15 protein-coding genes are annotated in these 14,875 nt (G+C 62.3%); 6 read left to right on the top strand and 9 right to left on the bottom strand.

Annotated elements, in window-relative coordinates; genetic code table 11:
- Window positions 1-33 precede the first annotated feature (33 nt).
- Window positions 34-585, top strand: a complete 552-nt coding sequence (locus tag DBR46_RS09675; protein ID WP_124526004.1) for a cysteine hydrolase family protein — start codon at window positions 34-36, stop codon at window positions 583-585.
- Here DBR46_RS09675 and DBR46_RS09670 read toward each other — a convergent pair.
- From DBR46_RS09670 to DBR46_RS09655, 4 genes are all read right to left on the bottom strand, one after another.
- Complete coding sequence (locus DBR46_RS09670; protein ID WP_124526003.1) at window positions 582-1,370, bottom strand: ABC transporter ATP-binding protein; 789 nt, start codon at window positions 1,368-1,370, stop codon at window positions 582-584. The two genes, DBR46_RS09675 and DBR46_RS09670, sit on opposite strands and share 4 nt — an antisense overlap.
- Window positions 1,367-2,425, bottom strand: a complete 1,059-nt coding sequence (locus DBR46_RS09665; protein ID WP_124526002.1) for an iron ABC transporter permease — start codon at window positions 2,423-2,425, stop codon at window positions 1,367-1,369. The genes DBR46_RS09670 and DBR46_RS09665 overlap by 4 nt, the downstream gene beginning before the upstream one ends.
- 138 nt (window positions 2,426-2,563) lie before the next feature.
- Window positions 2,564-3,679 carry an ABC transporter substrate-binding protein gene (locus DBR46_RS09660; RefSeq protein WP_124526001.1) on the bottom strand — a complete coding sequence of 372 codons (1,116 nt, stop codon included), beginning with the start codon at window positions 3,677-3,679 and terminating at the stop codon, window positions 2,564-2,566.
- 25 nt (window positions 3,680-3,704) lie between these two features.
- Window positions 3,705-6,086 (bottom strand): TonB-dependent siderophore receptor, encoded by a 2,382-nt coding sequence (locus DBR46_RS09655; RefSeq protein WP_124526000.1) that lies wholly within the window; start codon window positions 6,084-6,086, stop codon window positions 3,705-3,707.
- A 198-nt stretch (window positions 6,087-6,284) separates the two neighbouring features.
- Between DBR46_RS09655 and DBR46_RS09650 the strand changes: the two genes are divergently transcribed.
- Both DBR46_RS09650 and DBR46_RS09645 read left to right on the top strand, forming a co-directional pair.
- Complete coding sequence (locus DBR46_RS09650; RefSeq protein WP_124525999.1) at window positions 6,285-6,995, top strand: response regulator; 711 nt, start codon at window positions 6,285-6,287, stop codon at window positions 6,993-6,995.
- Window positions 6,992-8,377 (top strand): ATP-binding protein, encoded by a 1,386-nt coding sequence (locus DBR46_RS09645; RefSeq protein ID WP_124525998.1) that lies wholly within the window; start codon window positions 6,992-6,994, stop codon window positions 8,375-8,377. Before DBR46_RS09650 ends, DBR46_RS09645 begins: the two co-directional genes overlap by 4 nt.
- A gap of 141 nt (window positions 8,378-8,518) precedes the next feature.
- Here the strand turns inward: DBR46_RS09645 and DBR46_RS09640 are convergent, their stop codons facing one another.
- From DBR46_RS09640 to DBR46_RS09625, 4 genes are read right to left on the bottom strand one after another with little or no spacing between them, the layout of a single operon-like run.
- Complete coding sequence (locus tag DBR46_RS09640) at window positions 8,519-8,719, bottom strand: SEC-C metal-binding domain-containing protein (RefSeq protein ID WP_026136698.1); 201 nt, start codon at window positions 8,717-8,719, stop codon at window positions 8,519-8,521.
- Window positions 8,716-9,198, bottom strand: coding sequence for an LEA type 2 family protein (locus DBR46_RS09635; protein ID WP_124525997.1), 483 nt, complete (start codon window positions 9,196-9,198; stop codon window positions 8,716-8,718). The genes DBR46_RS09640 and DBR46_RS09635 overlap by 4 nt, the downstream gene beginning before the upstream one ends.
- Before the next feature lie 19 nt (window positions 9,199-9,217).
- Window positions 9,218-9,688: a YchJ family protein gene (locus DBR46_RS09630; protein ID WP_124525996.1), complete on the bottom strand. Its 471-nt coding sequence runs from the start codon at window positions 9,686-9,688 to the stop codon at window positions 9,218-9,220.
- Window positions 9,689-9,692: 4 nt separating this feature from the next.
- The gene (locus DBR46_RS09625) at window positions 9,693-10,190 is read right to left on the bottom strand and encodes a DUF6231 family protein (RefSeq protein WP_124525995.1); all 498 of its coding nucleotides are present in this window, start codon (window positions 10,188-10,190) and stop codon (window positions 9,693-9,695) included.
- Window positions 10,191-10,380: 190 nt separating this feature from the next.
- Between DBR46_RS09625 and DBR46_RS09620 the strand changes: the two genes are divergently transcribed.
- On the top strand, window positions 10,381-11,073 hold the full coding sequence (locus tag DBR46_RS09620) for an OmpA family protein (RefSeq protein ID WP_124525994.1): 693 nt from the start codon (window positions 10,381-10,383) through the stop codon (window positions 11,071-11,073).
- Window positions 11,074-11,244: 171 nt separating this feature from the next.
- On the top strand, window positions 11,245-12,003 hold the full coding sequence (locus tag DBR46_RS09615; RefSeq protein WP_124525993.1) for a collagen-like protein: 759 nt from the start codon (window positions 11,245-11,247) through the stop codon (window positions 12,001-12,003).
- Between the two features lie 119 nt (window positions 12,004-12,122).
- On the opposite strand, the gene DBR46_RS09610 is transcribed toward DBR46_RS09615, so the two are convergent.
- Entirely contained in the window at window positions 12,123-12,587 is a 465-nt protein-coding gene (locus DBR46_RS09610) for a CopD family protein (RefSeq protein WP_124525992.1), read from the bottom strand.
- A gap of 99 nt (window positions 12,588-12,686) precedes the next feature.
- Between DBR46_RS09610 and dinG the strand changes: the two genes are divergently transcribed.
- Window positions 12,687-14,831: an ATP-dependent DNA helicase DinG gene (gene dinG / locus DBR46_RS09605; RefSeq protein ID WP_124525991.1), complete on the top strand. Its 2,145-nt coding sequence runs from the start codon at window positions 12,687-12,689 to the stop codon at window positions 14,829-14,831.
- Window positions 14,832-14,875: the final 44 nt, after the last annotated feature.

Raw genomic sequence — 14,875 nt, 5'->3', positions numbered from 1 at the left:
CGAAAATTCAATGAAACATTTAGGTCTATCGATATGGAATTTCGGCAGGACGCGGCACTGATCGTGATCGATCAGCAGAAAGGCATTCATCACCCGAAGCTCGGGCGGCGCAATAACCTACAGGCCGAGGCGCGCATTCAGGCGCTGTTGCAGCATTGGCGCCACACGGGCCGGCCGGTGATCCATGTACAGCATCTGTCCCATTTGCCGGATTCGGTGTTCTGGCCAGGGCAGTCCGGTGTCGAGTTCCAGGACGCTTGCGCGCCGGCGCCCGGTGAGCAAGTGATTCAAAAGCGCGTGCCGGATGCGTTCAGCGGCACGCCGCTGGAGGCGCATTTGCGCGCCGCTGGCATTGCGCAATTGGTGCTGGTGGGCGTGGCCACCCATAACTCGGTAGAAGCCACCGCCCGCACCGGCGGTAACCTTGGGTTTGATACCTGGGTGATCGAAGACGCGTGCTACACCTTCGACAAACCGGACTTTTTCGGTCAACTGCACCCCGCCGAGTTGGTGCACGCCATGTCGCTGGGCAACCTGCACGGTGAGTACGCCACGGTGATCCATTCCCGCGACGTGCTGCGTTAAACCACCGCGCCATCCACCAACACCTGCAACGATTGCTGCGAACACCGTTCGATGCGCACCTGCACGCCATACACCTCGGCGAACAGCGCCGGGTCGAGCACCTCATCGGCTGCGCCACAGGCGTACAAGCGGCCCTGGCGCAGCACGGCGATATGGTCGGCGAAGCGGGCCGCGAGGTTGATGTCGTGCAGCACCACCACGGCGATCAGTTGGTGTTCGCGCACCAGGCCGCGCACGCAGTCCATGACTTTCAATTGGTAATTGAGGTCGAGGGCGCTGGTGGGTTCGTCCAGCAGCATCACCTGGGGGCGGCGGGCGATGAGTTGGGCGAGGCTGACCAGTTGGCGTTGGCCGCCCGACAGCGTGCTTAACAGTTGATCGGCCAAGTGGGCGATGCCGATGCGTTGCAGCGCCGCGAAGGCTTCACGCAGGCAGGCCTCGCTGGACAAGGGGATGCCGTCCACATTGGCCACGCGCAAGGCGGCGATCACGCTTTCCATCACGCTGAGGCTCAGCCCCGGTGGCAGGTTCTGCGGCATGTAGGTGACGCGCCGCGCACGTTCGGCCACGGACATGGCGGACAGGTCCAGGTCACCCAGTCGCACAACGCCATGCATCTTTTCCAGCCCGGCCACGGCACGCAGTAACGTGGATTTGCCCGCGCCGTTGGGGCCGATCAGCGCGGTCAGGCTGCCGTGGGGCAGGGTGGGCAGGCTCAGGTCGTGGACAATCTGCCGGCGACCATAGCTGACATTCGCGCGCTCGATGCGCAAACCTTCACTCATAACTGCCTCCCACGCTTGAACACCAACAGCACGAAGATCGGCACGCCCACCAACGCGGTGACGATGCCCACCGGCACGATCACGCCAGGCATGATCAACTTGCTGGCAATCGACGACAGCGCCAGCAACAACGCGCCGGTGAGGGCGCTGGCGGGCAGCAGGAAGCGTTGGTCTTCGCCCACCAGAATCCGCGCGATATGCGGCCCCACCAGGCCGATAAATCCGATGGTGCCGACAAAGGCCACGGCGGTGGCCGACAACAGGCTGATGCGCAGCAACGAAAAAAAGCGCAGGCGCTTCACATCCACGCCAAAGCTCTGCGCGCGGTCTTCACCCATGCGCAGCAGGGTCAGGCGCGGCGCGGCGGCAAACGAGAACGGCAACACCACCGCGACCACCACGGCCAGGATGCCGAGCTTGTCCCAGTTGGCGCGGGTCACGCTGCCCAGGGTCCAGAACACCAGTTGTTGCAGCACATCTTCGGTGGCGACCAGTTGCAGCAAGGCGACCACCGCGTTGCAACTGAACACCAGCGCAATGCCAAACAACACCAGGCTTTCCACCCCCGCGCCGCGCAAACGCGACATGGCTTGCAGCAAAAATACCGAGGCAGCGGCGAAGATAAACGCCGAGAGGGAAATCGCGGTGTTGGCCGACACCCACAGCGTCGTCACCGGAAACACAATCACCAGGGACGCACCCAACGCCGCCGCCGACGACACGCCCAAGGTGAACGGGCTGGCCAGCGGATTGTTGAGGATCGCCTGCATCTCGGCCCCGGCCAGCGACAGCGCGCAGCCCACCAGCACCGCCATCAGGGCGTAGGGCAGGCGTACGTTCCAGATGATCACCTGGTCAGTGGCGCTGAGATGGGCGGGGTGCACGATCCCATCGAGCAAGGCCAGCAGGCCCATGCCGGACGGGCCGCTGGCCAGGTCCACCAGAATGGCGCCGACCAGCGCCGTGCCCAGCGCGGCCAGCAGCCACGCGCGCCGTGCGAGCAGGCGCCGGTAGCCGTGGGTGGCGCTGGCCAGGTCGAGGGTTTGAGTATTCACTGGGTTTACACACTCTTGAAAACGAAGATGATCAAAATGTGGGAGCGGGCTTGCTCGCGAATGCGGTGTGTCAGTCACTTATTATTTGACTGATCCACCGCATTCGCGAGCAAGCCCGCTCCCACATTTATCTGTGTGTTACTTGGTTTTGGTGTCGATCCAGTAGGCGCCCTGCAACGGCATTCCCAGGAACTGTTGGTTGATCTGCTCCATCGTCACCTGCGGATCCAGCTTGGCGAACAACTGCGGATGCACCCACTTGGCCAACGCCTCAATCGCCAGCACGTTATACGGCGAGTTATAGAAGTCATGCCACAGGCCGTGGGAATTGCCCTCGCGGATCGCACGAAGGTTGGCGAACTCTGGCCGCGCCAATACGCGATCAAACGCCTCGCGTGCTTCGTCGCTGCTCACACCTGCGCCGAGGACCAGCCCCGGTTTGTGATTGCCGGTGGCGACATACACATCCGGGTCTGCCTTCAGCGCGTACTCGACGCTGATATCCCCCAACGCCCCCGGCACCACATCGGCGGCGATATTGCGCCCGCCCACCAGCTTGATCACTTCCCCCATGCCGCTCTTGCCGGTGGTGTGCCCCGGCGCTTGCCAGGCGCCGGCCAGCAGTTCGAGGAACACGCTTGGACGTGGCCCGGCGGGTAGGGTGGCGATGGCGTCGGTGATGGTTTTGATATGCGCGTCATAGAAATCGAGGAACGCCTTGGCCTGGGCTTCACGGCCCAGGGCCTGGCCCAGCGCGGTCATGCTGGTGTGGGTGCCTTGCACCGGGTTGACGCGAAAATCGACAAACACCACCGGGATGCCGGCCTTGGCCAGTACGTCAGCCACCGCGCTGTGCTCGGTAGGGCCGTGCCCGGAGATGCTGAACACCGCCAGGTCCGGTTTGAGCGAGAGAATCTCCTCGGCGCTGACGCTTTGTTCCGACGCCTGGCCGATCAGCGGGATGTCTTTCACCGTCGGAAATTTCGCCACGTAGGCGTTGTAAGTGTGCTGGTCCAGCAGCTTCAAATCGTTCTGCCAGCCGACGATGCGTTGGAATGGCGCGTCCTTGTCGAGCAGGGCGAACGCCGAAATCAGCCGGCCTTCACCCAGCACCACGCGCTTGACGTGATCGCTGACGTCGACCTTGCGCCCCAGCACATCGGTGACTTGTTGGGCGGCCGCAGTTTCGGCGTGGCCGAGGACCAGCGCGGCGCACAGTACGCCGAGCTTGAGCAGTTGACGGGGTTTGCGCATGGCAAGGGCTCCTGGAAAGGGGGATTTAGAACTCATAATCAACACTGGCGGTGAGGGTGCGCCCGGCGCCCGGAATGCCGTAGAGCTGGAAGCCATCGAGGGACGCGCCGACCTGGCTGTAATAGAACTTGTTAAACACGTTGTTGAGGTTGAGGTTGACCGTGGTGTCCTTGTTCACCTTGTATTGCGCCGCCACGTTGCTCAGCCAGTAACCGGGGGCTTTTTCGTGGTCGCGCGTATAGATCGCGTACACCCCGGAGGCGCCGCTGGCGTAGCTGCTGTTGTTGTTCAAACCGCCGACGTATTTGTTGTCGGTGTAGCGGCGCCGGCCCACGTATTGCTCGCCGTAGCTCAGGCTCAGCGCGTCGGTGACGGCGTAGGTGGTCCACAGGTTGGCGGTCAGGTCGGGCACGTTCTTGGCTTCGGCGCCTTTGTTGATGCCTTTGGTCTGCACGCTCTTGAGTGCCGAGAAACCGCTGTAGGCGGTCCAGCGCGGGGTGATATTGCCTTGCAGGCCCAACTCGATGCCGTCCACGCGCTTGGCGGGCAGGGCGCGCACCGGGGCGGATTCGCCGTCCTGGTATTCCCACGAGTTTTCCAGCTCGGTGCGGAAGATCGCCGCCGTGACGTTGAGCATGTCGTGGGCAATGTCCCACTTGGTGCCCAGTTCATAGGTCTTGGATTTGGCCGGGCTGTAGTTGCTGGTGCTGGCCGCGCCGTAGATCTGGTTGTTGGTGGACGCGCCCAGTGCCGACGGTTGTGCCGCCTCGCTGTAGGACACGTAGATGCTGCCGTTGGGCAACGGCTTGAACACCGCGCCGACGCGACCGCTGACCGCACCGTCGCTGCTACTGGTGGTGGCTTGGCCGCGCTGGCGGGTTTCGGCTTGCCACTTGTCGTAGCGCAGCGAGCCCAACACTTGCCATTGGTCGTTGAGGGTGACGGTGTCGCCCAGGTAGACGCCGGCGTTGTCGATCACCGAGCGCGGCTCGCCGACGCCTTTGGTCACGTAGGTGCTGGCGAAGCTATGGCTGGGGTTGCTCATGTCGAAGAGCATGTCGCCGGCCGGCACTTCGGCGTTGCGTTTCAGGCCGCCGTAGGTCTCGTGGTAGAACTCCAGGCCCGAGACCACCGCGTGTTGCAGGCTGCCGGTGTTGAACTTGAAGCTGAAGTCGGTCTGGTTATCGAGGATGGTGTAGCGCTTGGACAAACCGAAGTCGCTGCCGCGCAGGATGCCGTAGGACGTGTTGCTGTTGTTCACGTAGTCGGTGTAGGCATTGACCGTACTGCCCGGCACTTGGCTGATCGGGCCTACACCGGTGTAGCCCAAGGTCGCACAGCGGGTGCCGGTGCAGGTTTTTCCGCCTGAGGCGTTGGCGGCGAAGAAGCGCGCCGGGGAAAGCACCGCGAAGTTGTCGCTGCGCTCCCAGCGCGTCTGGTTGCGCAGGTTGGCGTCGTTCCAGGCGAAGTCGTGTTCGAAGCGGGCGGTCAGCGAGGTGGTTTTGTTCTCTTGGGTGTAGAGGCTGGAATCGCCGTACCAGTTGGAGCGTTTTACCCCGGGCATGCGGTCGCCGTTTGTACCACGCTGGATGGGCACGCCGCCGTCCGGGGTATTGGTGTCTTTCTGGTAGAAGGTGTCGATGAAAAAGCGTGTGTCGGTGCCCAGGCCGAAGCCGAACGAGGTGGCGATGCCCCAGCGGTCGTAGTCCACGTCGTCGCGTTCGGACACTTGGTTGTAGTGCTTCATCAGGTTGACGCGTACGGCGGTGGTGTCGTTCAGCTGTTTATTGACGTCGGCGGTGAGGCGCCGGTAGGCATCGGTGCCGATGCCAGCGGACACGCGGTTGGCGTCGCCCAGGTGCGCTTCCTTGCTCACCAGGTTGACGCTGCCGCCCACGGCGGACACCCCGGACTCGATGGAACCGGTGCCCTTGAACACTTCGGCCTGTTGCAGGTTGAAGGTGTCGGTGCGCGTGGACATGCCGGCGTCACGCACGCCGTCAACGGTCAGGCTTTGTTCGGAGGAAAAGCCACGGATCGAAAACAGATCGCCCCAGCCCAGGTTGCCTTCGCCGGACATAAAGGTGATGCCCGGTACGTTGCGCAACACTTCCTGCAACGTTTGTGCGTTCTGTTCCTTGAGTACCTGTTGCGGCACGATGGTCACGCTTTGCGGCGCGTCCAGCAGGGGTTGGCTGATTTTCGCCGAGGTCACCCGGTCGACCTTGAAGGTGGACGTGGCTTCTCCATCGACCTGGATTTCCGGCAGGCTCAGCACTGAATCCTGGGTGCTGGCGGTGGGTGCATCCGCCCAGGCCGTCGGGGCCACGCTGCCGGCCGCGAGAAAACCGAACATCGGTGCCAGGGTGGTGTGCAGCGGGTTGCGGAGCGGTGTGGGCGATGACATGGGCTACTTCCGAGTCTAAATTACAATTACTCTCATTTAGGTTCGGTAGTCTAAAGAGCGATTCCGCCTGCATTGCCCCGGGTTTGTATCGCTGATGCTTGATTATCGTTTCCCACAACATTCCATTACATTTGCGTACGCCGTAGCCTGAACTTTCGGCTATTTGCTGCGTTTTATAGTTTTTCGGATCGACTGCCCATGGCCAAGCAAGACCACCTCCTGATCGTTGATGACGACCCGCAAATCCGCCAGTTGCTTTGCGACTACCTGAGCGACGCGGGCTTTCAGGTGTCCACCGCCGCCGACGGCAAAGAGATGCGCCGGCGTCTGGAGTTGAACGTCATTGACCTGATCGTCCTCGACCTGATGCTGCCCGGTGAAGACGGCCTGAGCCTGTGCCGCGAGCTGCGCGTGAGTTCCAACACGCCGGTGGTGATGCTCACCGCCAAGGGGTCGTTGATCGACCGCATCGTCGGCCTGGAAATCGGCGCCGATGACTACCTGCCCAAGCCGTTCGACCCACGTGAACTGCTGGTGCGGATCAAGGTGGTGTTGCGCCGGGTGCAGAGTTTTCCCGACCGGGCGCGGCTGGATGAAGCACCGAGCATCCGTTTCGCCGGCTGGCAGCTCGACACCCGAGCGCGGCAATTGCTCTCGCCGGAGGGTGTGGTGGTCAGCCTGGGCAATTCGGATTACCGCGTGTTGCGCCTGCTCTTGCAGCACCCGAACCGACCCCTCAGCCGCGATTTTTTGCTCAACCATGTGTTCGACAAGGACAGCACGCCGTTCGATCGCTCCATCGACGTGTGTGTCAGCCGCCTGCGCTCGCAACTGCCGGCTGGGCTGATCAAGACCGTACGCAACGAGGGCTACATGCTCACTGCCGATGACGTGGTGCCGGCCTCGTGAGACTGCTGCCGCGTTCGCTGTTTGGGCGGCTGGTGCTGATTCTGGTCAGCGGCATGCTCGCGGCCCAGGCCCTGACCAGCAGCATCTGGTACGACCGGCGCCATGGCCAGGTGCTGGAGATCCCCGCGCGGTTGATCGCCACCCGGCTGGCCGATGTGGTACGCCTGGTGCACAGCGATCCACAGCAGGCCGATCTGCTGATCAAGCTGCTGGATGCGCCGAATTTTCGTCTGACCTTGAGCGACCAGGCGAGCAATACGCCTAGCAGCCTCACCGACAGCGACCGGCCGACTGAGCGGCTGATCAAGAAAGTGCTCTCGGAAAAAACCGGTTACGCGCAAACCCTGATCCTGCTCCACCTGTCGCTGGTGGACGGCGCGGGGCAAAACGCCGGGCTGTGGACCTTGCTGGAGTCCAAGCCGGTAGTCGGGCAGTTCCTCATCGACCTGCGCCTGCCCGACGGGCGTTGGTTGCAAGTGGACGCCCGCGAAGAGCAGGGCTGGACCAGCACCTCGCCGCTGGACCTGTTGTTCGATTATGTGATGCGCATCTACCTGCTGCGCGTGTTGGTGCTGGTGGTGATCGCCCTGGTGGCCGTGCGCCTGGCCATTCGCCCGCTCAACGCCTTGGCCAAGGCCGCCGAAGCCCTTGGCCGGGACATCCAGCGCCCGCCACTGTCGTTGGATGGCCCCACCGAAGTGCGCCGCGCCGCCCAGGCGTTTAATGCGATGCAGCAACGGCTGATCGCCAACATTGCCGAGCGCACGCGTTTTCTCGCGGCGATTTCCCACGACCTTCGTTCACCGATCACACGCTTGCGCCTGCGCACCGAGATGCTCGACGACAACCGCACCAAGGAGCGTTTTCGCAGCGACCTCGAGGAAATGGAGCACATGGTGGCCAGCACCCTGGATTTTGTCAGCAGCGGCGAAATCAACGAGGCGCGGCAAAACATCGACATCAATGCGCTGCTGCAAAGCTTGCAGGCGGATCTGGAAGACGTGGGGCAAAGCGTGCGCATCGAAGGCCGGGCGAAGCAGCCGTTGCCGGGGTATGCGCGTAGCCTTAAACGGTGCGTGCAGAACCTGCTGGAAAACGCGGTGCGTTATGGCAGTGAAGTGGTGGTACGGGTCGAAGACCAGGCAGACAGCTTGAAGATCGTCATCAGCGACCGCGGGCCGGGGATTCCCCAGGAGCAGCTGGAGCAGGTGATGGAACCGTTTTATCGGGTGGAAGGGTCACGTAATGCCGAAACGGGTGGGTATGGCTTGGGGCTGAGCATTGCTCACACCATCGCCAGGGCGCATGAGGGGCGGTTGAGTTTGAGGAATCGGGAGGGTGGCGGGCTTGAGGTGGAGCTATTGTTTCAACGCAAAACCTGATGTGAAATGCAGTCCAATGTGGGAGCGGGCTTGCTCGCGAAAGCGGTGGGTCAATCAGTAAATCTTTATCTGACATACCGCCTTCGCGAGCAAGCCCGCTCCCACACAAGCCCACTCATTCAGTTGGCTCTTCAGTGTGGCTTACGCCCCGTGGCACTTCTTGAACTTCTTCGCACTGCCGCACGGGCAAGGATCGTTGCGACCCACGTCCTTCAAGGCATTGCGCACCGGCTCCTGGTGAGCGTGGCCGCAGTTCGGGCCGTGGACATGGCCGTGGTCGTGATCATGGTGATCGTGATCGTGGTTGCAGTCAGGACCATGGACATGGGGTTGTTGAGTCATTGATGTCGCTCCGGAATAAAATCGCCGGGGATTATCTCGCCATTGTGGGCGACCTGCACGTCATAACCGATGAATAATCCGGTTTTCAGCTCGCCGTCGAGGCGATAGGGCACTGGCTTGTCCGGGTTTTTCAGCATCTGCACCACATCGCGGATCTGCGGCCACAGGTTGGTACGCACCGAGACCTTGAAGAAGGCATGCCCGCGCGGCGGTACGGTGAGCCACTCGTTGGACTCGCCCTCGGTCAGCACAAAGTCATCCAGCGTCACTTTGTAGATCAGGCCGCGCACCGTCAGGTCGGCGTCGTCGCGGTTGTCCACGCGAAAATACAGCTTGAATTTCTGCTCCAGCAACTTGGCCCGCACCACCTCGACTTTGACCAGGGACACGTGGGGCGGTGGCGAGTCATCTTCGAACCACGACGCGCAGCCGGTCAAACCGAGAGTCAACGCCAGCATCAAGCTGCAGATCCGAAGCATGGCGTTTGTCCTGTGTGGGTTAGAGATAGCTGGAACAACACTTCTTGAATTTTTGCCCGCTGCCACACAGGCAGGCATCGTTGCGCCCGGCCTTCACCTCCACGGTGGGGTCGATGAAGTACCAGTGCCCGTCATTCTGTACGAAAGAAGACTGTTCGCGGTGGCTATGTTCGCCAGTGCTGTCATGCCAGCGTGCGGTAAAGGTCACAAAGGCGTGTTCCGGCTGGCCGCCGAACACCTCGGAGCTTTCCACTTCCAGGCCCAGCCAGGTGCTTTGGGCGCTCCAGGCACCGATGGCATCGCGGTCCAGGCCGGACTGTTGCGCGGGCAAGGTGGTGGCCACCAGATAGTCCACCAGGCCCAACACGTAGGCGCTGTAGCGCGAGCGCATCAACGCGCTGGCGCACGGTGCCGGGTGGCCGGCGTGATAATGACCGCAGCAGGCATCCAGCAGGTTGCCACTGCCGCAGGGGCAAATGGATGTACTCATTGGGTTACCACCAATACTTTCCGAAATTTTGCGGGTTGGCCCAGAACCGTGCGTTGAGCCAGTCCGGTACCTGTTTATAGTCAAGCAGATCGTAGGTAAACAGCGTCAGAACCTGCTCATCGCGCTGGAACCGCTCGCCGGCCTGCAAGGCCAGGGAGAAGAAGTCGGTGTCCTTCCACTCGCACGCACCCAGGTCCACCAGCACCGCGATGCGGCTGGCATTGAGGTTGCGAATGCCGCCGAGCAAGGTCAGGCCTTGCGCTTTTGACAGGTGTTCCAGGCAATCGACCACCAGCGCCAGGTCAAAACGCTGCGCAGCCAACTCGGCCGGCAAGGGGCCGGGCGGGGCGATGGACACGTGGGTGTCCGGGTGTTCGGCCGCAAACGCCTCCAGCGCCGGGAACTGGCTGGCCCCCAGCAGCAGCAGGCGTTTGGGCTGGTGCAGGTCGAGCAAGGCGGCCAGGGCTTGCTGGGGTGTACGGGCAGAAATACCAGCGGTCATCAGAGATCCTCACATCAGGACCCTAGAGACTAGCGCGGCTGAGCGTGCGGGCCTAGAGCGGGCGATTGCGAAAAGCCAGCCGTTGATGGCGATCCTCAATAAAACCGGGGGTGTCGCCAACTGGCGCAGATGAAAAGAGCGGTCTTTACTCCACCCATCGGCCCCCGCCGATCCCCTCAGGAGAAATCAGATGAGCATCATGCGGACAGCTCTACCCTTGATTCTGCTAACCGGAGTACTGACAGGTTGCGCAGGTTTGCAAAAAACCGATTGGCCCACCTGCGCCGCCCTCGGCGGTGTGACCGGTGCGGCGATCGGCGCCACCGAAAGCTCGGCCTATGCAGGCGCCGGTGCGTTGTTGATCGGCGGCATGGCAGGCGCCTATTGCTGGGTGCATGGTGATGGCGACGAAGACGGCGATGGCGTGCCGGACAGCCGCGACAAGTGCCCAGGCACACCGAAAGGCGTGCCGGTGGATGCCAACGGTTGCCCACCGGTGCCGGTCGCGGTGGTCGAGGAAGTGGTGGTGGTCAAGGAAGAAACCATCGTGATTCGTGATGTGCACTTTGAGTTCGACTCGGCCAAGTTGACGGCGGCGGATAAAACCAAGCTCGACACCATCGCCACTCGCCTGAAACAAGAAGCGCCAACCGCCCAACTGCGGGTCAGCGGCCACACCGATAGCGTCGGCAAAGACGCCTACAACCAGAAACTCTCGGAAAAACGTGCGCACTCGGTCACCGAATACCTCATCGGTTCCGGTATCCCGCGCAGCAGTTTTGTCTCGGTCACGGGCGCTGGCGAAAGCCATCCGGTCGCCGACAACAAAACCGCTGAAGGCCGTGCCTTGAACCGCCGCGTGGAAATCCAGATCAACCGCTGACAGCCCTTGCCCCTGTGGGATCCACAGGGGCATTGCTGGCGACTTTTACCGAAACCTCCTGCTTCCCAACTTTTTTGAACCTTCACTGGCAAATCGCCGGTAGAAGTCGTTACTGTGCGTCCAAAGAAAAACTAGAAACAACGTTGAAACACACTCAAGGGGAGCTCCAAGATGCGTAAGGTTTTACTGTTGGCCCTGCTGGTCAGCCCCATTGCCCTGGCCCAGAGCGTCAGTGTTGAAACCAACTCGCTGATGCGCCTGCCCAGTAGCACCAGCGTGTTGCAACTAGAGCGCCTGGACGTGGCGGACTACGGCACCTTGCTGATTCCGGCCAGCATCAGCCAGGTCACGGTGGATGAACTGCACCTGGGCCGCGAAGCGCGCATCACCATCGTTCCCGGCAATACCGCGCTGCAATTGCAGGTGCGCCATGCGCAATTGGACCATGGCAGCCAGATCACCTCGCGCGGCGCCCCCGGCACCCATGAAAAACCGGCCAAGGCCGGGCGCGACCTGACCTTGCGCATCAATTCGCTGGTGGCCGACGAGCTGTCGGTGGACGCCCGTGGAGGCGCCGGCGCCAAAGGTTATGCCGGCCTGGACGGTGCCAACGGCGTAGACCCGGGTTGCACCTGGGGTTCGGCGGGGCGTGGTGCCAATGGCGATAACGGTGGCGACGGCTTGCCCGGCGGCGCGGGTGCGCTGGTGCGGGTCGAGTTGCCGAAGGACTACCCGGCGGAGCAGATCAAGGTCTGGGTTGAAGGTGGTGCGGGTGGTTTGGCTGGCACAGCCGGTAAACCGGGCAAGGGTGGCCAGTCCAAGGGTTGCCTGGTGTATCAGGCCGATGGCGGCGAGAAGGGCCGTCCGGGGTTGGAAGGGCAGCCGGGGCCGGTGGGGCCTGCGGGGGCGGTGACCATTCAGCGGCTGTGAGTCGTTTGGGCTGACGTCTTCGCGAGCAAGCCCGCTCCCACACTTGACCGAGTTCCAACATGAGAATGCGGTCGAATGTGGGAGCGGGCTTGCCCGCGAAGAGGCCCTAAAGAACAGCCTTAAAACATCGGCCGAGCCGAAGCAATCGCCACCACCACCAACCCCACCAGCAGATTAACCCCTACCAACCGCCGAATCTGCCCCAACACCGCCGCACCAGTCGGCCAATCCTGCGCCGCCACCGCCGCGCGCAACTCCGGGAACTTCAACGCCTGGATACGGATAAACAACGCCGTCATCACCAGATACAACCCCATCATCACCTGCACATAACGCGGCGCGGTCTCAAACCCGCTGAAGCGCAGTTGCAGCAGACCAATGCCGCTGATCGGCAAAATCGCCACCGCGACCCACACCCACACGAAAAAACGTTGAAACACATTCGCCCACAGCGTCAGCCGGGCAGGGCCCTCAAGTGCCGCCACAGCGGCGGGGCGCAGGATCATCCAGGCGAAAAACATGCCGCCGACCCAGATCAGGGCGGCCAATACATGCAGGGTGTAAGCGAGGCTAAACGCGGTCATTGAGGTACTCCGTTCTGCGCGGGATTAATTAGCGGGGTATGATAGCGGCCGATCCGAACCACTGAAAATTTATCCAGCGTTTTTTGCGCCCGACTATCCATGATCAGCACTGAACTCAAAACCACGATCCAGGGCGCCTATTCGCGTTTTCTCGAAGCCAAGAGCTTGAAACCGCGCTACGGCCAACGCCTGATGATCGCCGAAGTGGCGAAGGTCCTCGGCGATATCGACACCGACGACGAAGGTCGGCGCAGTGGCGACCCTGCGGTCGTGGCCGTCGAAGCCGGCACCGGTACCGGTAAAACCGTGGCCTACAGCCTGGCGGCGATCCCTACGGCCAAGGCCGCCGGCAAACGCCTGGTGATCGCCACCGCAACCGTCGCCCTGCAAGAGCAGATCGTCTACAAAGACCTGCCCGACCTGATGCGCAACAGCGGCCTGAATTTCACCTTCGCCCTGGCCAAGGGCCGTGGCCGTTACCTGTGCCTGTCCAAGCTCGACGTGCTGTTGCAGGAAGGCCACGCGCAAACCGCCACGGCTTCGTTGTTCGAAGAAGAAGGCTTCAAGATCGAGGTGGATGAGGTCAGCCAGAAGCTGTTTACCAGCATGATCGAGAAGCTGGCCGGCAATAAATGGGACGGCGACCGCGACAGCTGGCCCAATGCCCTGGAAGATTCCGACTGGGCGCGCCTGACCACCGATCACAGCCAGTGCACCAACCGTCACTGCCCCAACTTCGGCCAGTGCGCCTTCTACAAGGCCCGTGAAGGTATGGGCAAGGTCGATGTGATCGTCACCAACCACGACATGGTGCTGGCCGACCTCGCCCTGGGTGGCGGTGCCGTGCTGCCGGACCCGCGTGACACGCTGTATGTGTTCGACGAAGGTCACCACCTGCCCGACAAGGCCATCGGCCACTTCGCCCACTACACACGCCTGCGCTCCACCGCTGACTGGCTGGAAACCACCGCGAAGAACCTCACCAAGTTGTTGGCCCAGCACCCGCTGCCCGGCGACCTCGGCAAGCTCATCGAGCAAGTGCCGGAGCTGGCGCGGGAGATCAAGACCCAGCAGCAGTTCATGTTCAGCGCCTGCGAACAGGTCGCCGACTTCAAACCGGGCGAAGACGTGGAAGGCCGCGAGCGGCCACGTCACCGTTTTGTTGGCGGCATGATCCCCGAGCACATGCGCGAAATGGGTATCGAGTTGAAGAAGGGCTTTTCGCGCCTGACCGACCTGTTTACCCGTCTCACTGATCTGCTCAAGGAAGGCATGGACGGCGAGGTCAACATCGGCATCGCCAGCAACCAGGCCGAAGAATGGTACCCGCTGTTCGGCAGCCTGCTGTCCCGTGCCCAAGGCAACTGGGAGTTGTGGACCGCCTTCACCGTCGAAGACCCGGAAGACAACCCGCCGATGGCGCGCTGGCTGACCCTGTCGGAAAGTGGCGCGCTGTTTGATATCGAGGTCAACGCAAGCCCCATCCTTGCCGCAGAAATGCTGCGGCGCAACCTGTGGAACGTGGCTTACGGCTGCCTGGTGACCTCCGCCACGCTGACTGCCCTGGGCACGTTCGACCGTTTCCGCATGCGCGCCGGTCTGCCAAAAAAGGCCGTCACTGCCGTGGTGCCAAGCCCCTTTCATCACGCCGACGCCGGCGTGCTGCGGGTGCCGGACCTCAAGGCCGACCCACGGGACGCGGCCGCGCACACTGCCGCGATCATCCGTGACTTGCCGGAGTTGGTCGAAGGTTCGCGTGGCACCCTGGTGTTGTTCTCATCACGCAAACAGATGCAGGACGTATTCGACGGCCTCGACCGCGATTGGCGCAAGCAGGTGTTTATCCAGGGCAACCTGTCCAAGCAGGAAACCCTGAACAAGCACAAGGCGCGGGTGGATGGCGGTGATTCCAGCGTGCTGTTCGGCCTCGCGAGTTTTGCCGAGGGCGTGGATTTGCCCGGCGCCTACTGCGAACACGTGGTGATCGCGAAGATCCCGTTCTCGGTGCCGGATGATCCGGTCGAGGCGGCACTGGCCGAGTGGATCGAAGCGCGTGGTGGCAACCCGTTCATGGAAATCTCGGTGCCGGACGCTTCCCTGAAGCTGGTCCAGGCCTGCGGTCGCTTGCTGCGCACCGAAGAAGACCGGGGCACCATCACCTTGCTCGACCGCCGCCTGGTCACCCAGCGCTATGGCAAGGCTATCCTGAATGCCTTGCCGCCGTTCAGGCGCGAAATTTCTTAAGCCACCGTGGGCGGTTTCGCCCACTTCGTGGTCTATCTCATTGT

Source organism: Pseudomonas sp. KBW05, from assembly GCF_003852405.1.
Classification (GTDB): domain Bacteria; phylum Pseudomonadota; class Gammaproteobacteria; order Pseudomonadales; family Pseudomonadaceae; genus Aquipseudomonas.
Note: the sequence above shows the minus strand (reverse complement) of the source record. Positions and strands in the feature narration are given on the sequence as shown.

What these genes read in the sequence shown, in the direction of transcription:
- dinG (WP_124525991.1), top strand. Translation starts at nt 12,687, where the DNA reads ATGATCAGCACTGAACTCAAAACCACGATCCAGGGCGCCTATTCGCGT.
- DBR46_RS09635 (WP_124525997.1), bottom strand. Translation starts at nt 9,198, where the DNA reads ATGCTTCGGATCTGCAGCTTGATGCTGGCGTTGACTCTCGGTTTGACC.
- DBR46_RS09655 (WP_124526000.1), bottom strand. Translation starts at nt 6,086, where the DNA reads ATGTCATCGCCCACACCGCTCCGCAACCCGCTGCACACCACCCTGGCA.
- DBR46_RS09650 (WP_124525999.1), top strand. Translation starts at nt 6,285, where the DNA reads ATGGCCAAGCAAGACCACCTCCTGATCGTTGATGACGACCCGCAAATC.
- DBR46_RS09670 (WP_124526003.1), bottom strand. Translation starts at nt 1,370, where the DNA reads ATGAGTGAAGGTTTGCGCATCGAGCGCGCGAATGTCAGCTATGGTCGC.
- DBR46_RS09630 (WP_124525996.1), bottom strand. Translation starts at nt 9,688, where the DNA reads ATGAGTACATCCATTTGCCCCTGCGGCAGTGGCAACCTGCTGGATGCC.
- DBR46_RS09660 (WP_124526001.1), bottom strand. Translation starts at nt 3,679, where the DNA reads ATGCGCAAACCCCGTCAACTGCTCAAGCTCGGCGTACTGTGCGCCGCG.
- DBR46_RS09675 (WP_124526004.1), top strand. Translation starts at nt 34, where the DNA reads ATGGAATTTCGGCAGGACGCGGCACTGATCGTGATCGATCAGCAGAAA.
- DBR46_RS09610 (WP_124525992.1), bottom strand. Translation starts at nt 12,587, where the DNA reads ATGACCGCGTTTAGCCTCGCTTACACCCTGCATGTATTGGCCGCCCTG.
- DBR46_RS09615 (WP_124525993.1), top strand. Translation starts at nt 11,245, where the DNA reads ATGCGTAAGGTTTTACTGTTGGCCCTGCTGGTCAGCCCCATTGCCCTG.
- DBR46_RS09640 (WP_026136698.1), bottom strand. Translation starts at nt 8,719, where the DNA reads ATGACTCAACAACCCCATGTCCATGGTCCTGACTGCAACCACGATCAC.
- DBR46_RS09620 (WP_124525994.1), top strand. Translation starts at nt 10,381, where the DNA reads ATGAGCATCATGCGGACAGCTCTACCCTTGATTCTGCTAACCGGAGTA.
- DBR46_RS09625 (WP_124525995.1), bottom strand. Translation starts at nt 10,190, where the DNA reads ATGACCGCTGGTATTTCTGCCCGTACACCCCAGCAAGCCCTGGCCGCC.